Source organism: Arthrobacter sp. H41 (genome assembly GCF_000520535.1).
Lineage (GTDB): Bacteria > Actinomycetota > Actinomycetes > Actinomycetales > Micrococcaceae > Arthrobacter_D.
This window is the reverse complement of the sequence record NZ_AZRZ01000457.1, coordinates 1-5,009: the sequence shown is the minus strand read 5'-3', so window position 1 is coordinate 5,009 and position 5,009 is coordinate 1. Positions and strand designations below refer to the sequence as shown.

5 protein-coding genes and 1 tRNA gene are annotated in these 5,009 nt (G+C 68.7%); 1 reads left to right on the top strand and 5 read right to left on the bottom strand.

Going from position 1 to position 5,009, the window contains the following annotated elements; translation table 11 throughout:
* From Y705_RS0101195 to Y705_RS0101175, 5 genes are all read right to left on the bottom strand, one after another.
* A partial coding sequence (locus tag Y705_RS0101195) for a ribulose-phosphate 3-epimerase (protein ID WP_026531547.1) occupies positions 1-509 on the bottom strand: 509 nt, incomplete at its 3' end.
* Between the two features lie 44 nt (positions 510-553).
* Positions 554-2,152, bottom strand: coding sequence for an RsmB/NOP family class I SAM-dependent RNA methyltransferase (locus Y705_RS0101190; protein WP_026531546.1), 1,599 nt, complete (start codon positions 2,150-2,152; stop codon positions 554-556).
* Complete coding sequence (gene fmt, locus Y705_RS0101185) at positions 2,149-3,084, bottom strand: methionyl-tRNA formyltransferase (protein ID WP_026531545.1); 936 nt, start codon at positions 3,082-3,084, stop codon at positions 2,149-2,151. The genes Y705_RS0101190 and fmt overlap by 4 nt, the downstream gene beginning before the upstream one ends.
* On the bottom strand, positions 3,081-3,695 hold the full coding sequence (gene def, locus Y705_RS16400) for a peptide deformylase (protein ID WP_081737680.1): 615 nt from the start codon (positions 3,693-3,695) through the stop codon (positions 3,081-3,083). The genes fmt and def overlap by 4 nt, the downstream gene beginning before the upstream one ends.
* 42 nt (positions 3,696-3,737) lie before the next feature.
* Positions 3,738-4,619: a hypothetical protein gene (locus Y705_RS0101175; protein WP_026531544.1), complete on the bottom strand. Its 882-nt coding sequence runs from the start codon at positions 4,617-4,619 to the stop codon at positions 3,738-3,740.
* Positions 4,620-4,801: 182 nt separating this feature from the next.
* On the opposite strand from Y705_RS0101175, the gene Y705_RS0101170 reads away from it, so the two are divergent.
* Positions 4,802-4,875 (top strand) — tRNA-Gly (locus tag Y705_RS0101170).
* Positions 4,876-5,009 lie beyond the last annotated feature (134 nt).

Sequence of the window (5,009 nt, the reverse complement as noted above, 5' to 3'; positions counted from 1 at the left end):
GCCAGGGGCAGCGACGCGCCGCGGGCGGCAACGGCGGCACGCCGGATCTTGGGAAGCGTCAGGTCAAGGAAGGACTGCCCGCCGAACCCGGGCTCGACCGTCATCACGAGCAGCAGGTCCAGCTCCCCCAGCATGTCGAGGTAGGGCTCCACCGGTGTGGCCGGCCGAAGGGCCATTCCTGCCCTGGCTCCGGCCGCCCGCAACTCGCGGGCGAGCCGAACCGGCGCCGCGGACGCCTCGGCGTGGAAGGTCACCGACGCGGCTCCCAGTTCCGCATAGGCGGGGGCCCAGCGGTCGGCGTCGTCGATCATCAGGTGGACGTCCAGCGGCAACGGGCTCACCTCCTGGATCCGCTTCACGACGGGAAGCCCCAGCGTCAGGTTCGGAACGAAATGGTTGTCCATGACATCGACGTGCACCGCATCGGCTGACCGGATGCGCTCGAGCTCCGCCTGGAGGTTGGCGAAGTCGGCGGAGAGGATACTGGGGTGGATGCAGCAGGATGCCATGGTGTCCTTCGGGGTGCGGGTGGGTGAACGTTCGGCCGCCCGTGTCAGGCTGCCGATGGGCCGGCGAGGGGCTTGCGGATCAGCGCGAGGAACATGGCGTCGGTCCCGTGCACGTGGGGCCACAACTGGGCGGTGGAGCCGGAGCCCGCGTCGAGGGGACCGCCGATGCTCACGGAATCGAGGACGGCCCCCGAGTCCAGCAGTTCCATGCCGGGTCGCTTCCGCAGGCAGTCCTCCACCACGGCAAGCGTTTCAGCGTGGTGCGGCGAGCAGGTGGCGTAGGCCACCACGCCGCCGGGCCGCACGGCGTCGAGCGCGGAGAACAGGAGATCCCGCTGGAGGGGGGCCAGATCCACGAGGTCGGACGGCTGCCGCCGCCACCTCGACTCCGGCCGCCGCCGCAGGGCACCAAGGCCCGTGCAGGGCGCGTCCACCAGCACGCGGTCGAACTCCCCGGGCTCCTCCCGCCCGAGCTCGCGCCCGTCGCCCACTCGCACGCTCCAGGTGCCCGGATCGATCGGGTTGAGCGCCTGGCGAACCAGCTGCGCCCGGTGCGGCACCGGTTCGTTGGCCACCAGGGTGTGGCCCGCAGGCTGGGCAAGCGCGGCAAGCAGGGCCGATTTCCCGCCGGGGCCGGCACAGAGATCGAGCCACCGCTCGCGCGGTTCGCCGGCGTCGGGCCGTGCCGGCTCGAGGACGACGGCGGCGAGTGCTCGGGCCACGAGCTGCGAGCCCTCGTCCTGGACCCTTACGGTACCGTTCCGGATCCCGCTGAGTTGGGTGAGCTGGCCGCCTGAGTGGTAGGCCGATCCTTCCGCGTACCTGCCCGGTTCAGCACCTGCTTCCTCGGCTTCCCGCAGCGATCCCAGCCCGGGCAGGGCGACCAGGTTCACCATCGGGGCGGCGTTGTCGGCCTCGAGCAGGGCGTCGATCTCGGTCACTTCCCTGCCGTGGGCCACGAGCGACTGCCGGAGCGCTCGCACGATCCACTCGGGATGACTGTGGGTCAGCGCCGCGATCCTCGTTGCGTCGCCCTGCCCTGCAACGAGTTCCGCCACCCAGGCCGCGGCATCCTTGGCTGAGACTTTCCGCAGGACGGCGTTGACCAGGCCGCTGGGGCCGGCTCCCACGACGGCGCGCACGAGACCCACCGTCTGGTCCAGCGCCGCATGGGCGGGAACCCTCATCGCGAGGAGCTGGTGGGCACCGAGACGCAGTGCATCAAGGACCGCTGGGTCGAGCTGGTCGAGCGGCCGGTCCACGCAGCGGGCGAGCACCGCGTCGTAGGTGCCCTGTCCCCGGAGGGCCCCGTAGGCCAGTTCGGTGGCGAAACCGGCATCGCGTGGGTCGAGTCGGTGCTTCTTGATGCTTCCCGGCAGCACGAGGTTCGCATAGGCGTCCTCCGCTGCGACGGCGCGCAGCACTTCGAACGCCACCAGCCGTGCCGGATCCGCACGCCGGGTGCGCTGCGACGGAGCGGCCTCGGAGAATTTCCGCTCGCCGCCCCGGTTACGCTCACGCCCCTGCTCGTTGCGCCTGCGAGTCCCGGCGTTGCCCCCGTTGTCGCTGATCCTTTTGTCGCTGCCCCTCTTGTCACTGCCCCGACTGGTATTGCCCCCTCCGGGGCTCTCCGGCGTACTCATTCAAATACCAACTCTCCATGCGCAAGTGCTCCCCGCGCCCAGTCGGGCGCGTCCATGATCTTCTTGCCGGCCGGCTGGACCCTGCGGAGCAGGACGGGCCCGGTCCCGGTGCCGACGACGACGTCGTTCCCCTGCACGAGGACCCGACCGGGCAAAACGGCCGGCCGGCTCCTGTCAGGTGCCTCGTCGGGCGGAGTCACGGGTCCCACCTTGATCCGTTGGTTCCCGGCTGTGGTCCACGCCCCTGGTTCCGGGGTGACGGCGTTGATTCGCCGACGGACGGCGACCGCGGGCTGGTTCCAGTCGATGCGCGCGTCGGCAAGAGTGATCTTGGGGGCAAGGGTGATGCCGCCGCGCTGGGGCTGCGCTTCGACGCTGCCGGCGTCGATTGCCGAGAGCGTCTGCACCAGCAGCATCGCTCCGCTGACCGAGAGCCGATCGAGCACTTCGCCGCTCGTCTCGGCCGGGCGGAGCGTCTCGGTCATCGATCCGAAGACGGGACCGGTGTCCAGCCCTTCCTCAAGGCGGAACGTCGACGCTCCGGTGACGTCGTCGCCGTTCAGCACGGCATGTTGGACGGGCGCTGCTCCGCGCCAGGCGGGTAGCAGGGAGAAGTGCAGGTTGACCCACCCGTGCCGTGGAATGGTGAGGGCCCGAACGGGCACGAGGCCACCGTAGGCGACGATTGCTGCAGCATCGAGGGCCAGCGCGTCGAGTTCGGCGAGCACGGCGTCGTCGAACCTGTTGGCCTTGATCACCTGAAGCCCGAGCTCTTCGGCACGCATAGCGACCGGGCTCGGCGTGAGCACTCTCTTCCTGCCCTGGGGTGCGTCCACCCGGGTGAGTACTGCGGCAATATCGAAGCCGGCGTCGGAGAGAGCCTCGAGGGAGGGAACAGCCACGGAGGGCGTTCCGGCGAAGAGTATCCTCATGGACGGGGTCTCCGCCGCGCTGCGGTGGGGGTCGGTGCCGCGACTCCCGGCTGTTCCGCCCTGCTGAAGCTCGACCCCAGGGACTTCGCCCTCTGGAAGGCGGTCTGCTGGGTGACCGAGTTGAAGCCGGCACTGCGGATCGCCCGCATTGCGGCCCGCTTTTCTTCTCCTTCGAGCCGGTCGATGTAGAGCGTGCCCAGAAGATGGTCGGTCTCGTGCTGAAGGCAGCGCGCAAGCATGCCGGTGCCTTCGACTTCCAGCGGATTGCCGTGCCGATCCTGCCCGCGCACCCGCGCCCACTGGCTGCGTGACAGGAAGTTTCCCAGACCCGGTACTGAGAGGCAGCCCTCGACGTCGTCGTTCTCCTGCTGCTCCCGGCCCACCTCGAGCACAGGGTTCACGACATGCCCTTCGAAGCCGTCGATCCGGTAGGTGAAGACTCGGAGCCCGATCCCGACCTGCGGCGCGGCGAGGCCGGCACCCTGGACGTTGATCATCGTCTCCTCCATGTCGGTGATGAGCTTCGACAGCTCGGGCCCGAAGTCCGTCACCCTGGCGGCGGGGGTTCGAAGGACAGGATCTCCGATGATCCGGATACTCAGGACAGCCATTCGGTAATCCTTCTGGGGAGGCGGAGCGAAATAATGACCTCCCTAGTCTAGGGCGGCGGCAGCGACCGGTTGGGCGGCGCTGCGCGAGGGAGGAGGCCCGATCGGGAGCAGGGCGCGGCCGGCGCCGTCAGCCGCGAGGCCTGCCTCCCAGGCCCGGCGCAGCGCGCAGAACCGGAGCCAGTGTTCCTTGAGGACAGCGGGGTTCGCGCGCATCGCCCGGACTTCGGTCTGGCCCACGGCCACTCCCAGGAGCAGCGGTTCCTTGCCGTACTTCCAGGCCTCCCACTGCCCCGCGTGCGGGTCGACGAGCGACTCCTGCGCCTTCATGCCGGCCACGAGCTGCATGACGACCTTGTCATCGAGTGCCTTGACGAAACCTTCGCGGTCGGTGTTCTTCGTCTTGTAGTCGATCAGGCAGATCCGCCCGTTGATGGTGGCGACGAGGTCGAGCGTTCCGGCGTAGCCGAGCTCGGAGTTCCAGACGGTGAGTTCCGGGGCGATCGGGCGGACGTCGTAGAGGTCCCACCACTCGTCGAACCGCTGGGCGAAGCCTTCCTCGCCATTCTGCGCCAGGGCGGTCCGCGCTGCATCGAGTTCGTGCGGGCGATCAAGGGCCCGAAGCGAGACCTGTTCGCAGTAGTGGTGGACACGGGTGCCGCGCTGGGCCGCCTGGTCCCGGTAACGCTCTGCAGCCTTTGACGCGTCCTGGACAGCAGCCCTCAGTTCGGCCGGCTTGCCCGCAGAGCCGGCGAGGCGTGGGTCCTTCGACAATGCCGTCGCTGCCATATGGCCGAACCAGCCGCCGAGGGAGGAGGGCAGCTGCGAGATGACGGTGGTGATGGACGGGACGGAGGGTTGTTCCGTCGTCGACCGGGCGTACATCCGGCCGTTGGCGGTCGGGTGGGCTAGGAGCGGCTCTGTCATGGAACAAGTCTGTCATCCCGCTCCGACACTTCCGTAGGGCAGGTCCGCTAGAAGTGGGAGAGGGTGGGAAGGAGCGGATTGGACGAACCCCTCGACGTCCTATAGAGTTTTCTCTCGTTGGAAAGCGAAGAAACCGGCCAAATGCCCTGCATCCGGGCGGTCGAATTTTCTCAATTCCATGTGCGGACGTAGCTCAGCTGGCTAGAGCACCACCTTGCCAAGGTGGATGTCGCGGGTTCGAATCCCGTCGTCCGCTCGCAAGTCACTGTACTGCCGGATTATTTCCAGAGTTAGACCAGAGTTATCCGGCGGCCGCTCGTTTGGGCCACGGTGGGGTGGCCGAGAGGCGAGGCAGCGGCCTGCAAAGCCGTCCACGCGGGTTCGAATCCC

Bases quoted from the DNA above. Each gene is read 5' to 3' on its own strand.
- Y705_RS0101190 (WP_026531546.1), bottom strand. From the start codon at position 2,152: ATGAGTACGCCGGAGAGCCCCGGAGGGGGCAATACCAGTCGGGGCAGT.
- Y705_RS0101175 (WP_026531544.1), bottom strand. From the start codon at position 4,619: ATGACAGAGCCGCTCCTAGCCCACCCGACCGCCAACGGCCGGATGTAC.
- def (WP_081737680.1), bottom strand. From the start codon at position 3,695: ATGGCTGTCCTGAGTATCCGGATCATCGGAGATCCTGTCCTTCGAACC.
- fmt (WP_026531545.1), bottom strand. From the start codon at position 3,084: ATGAGGATACTCTTCGCCGGAACGCCCTCCGTGGCTGTTCCCTCCCTC.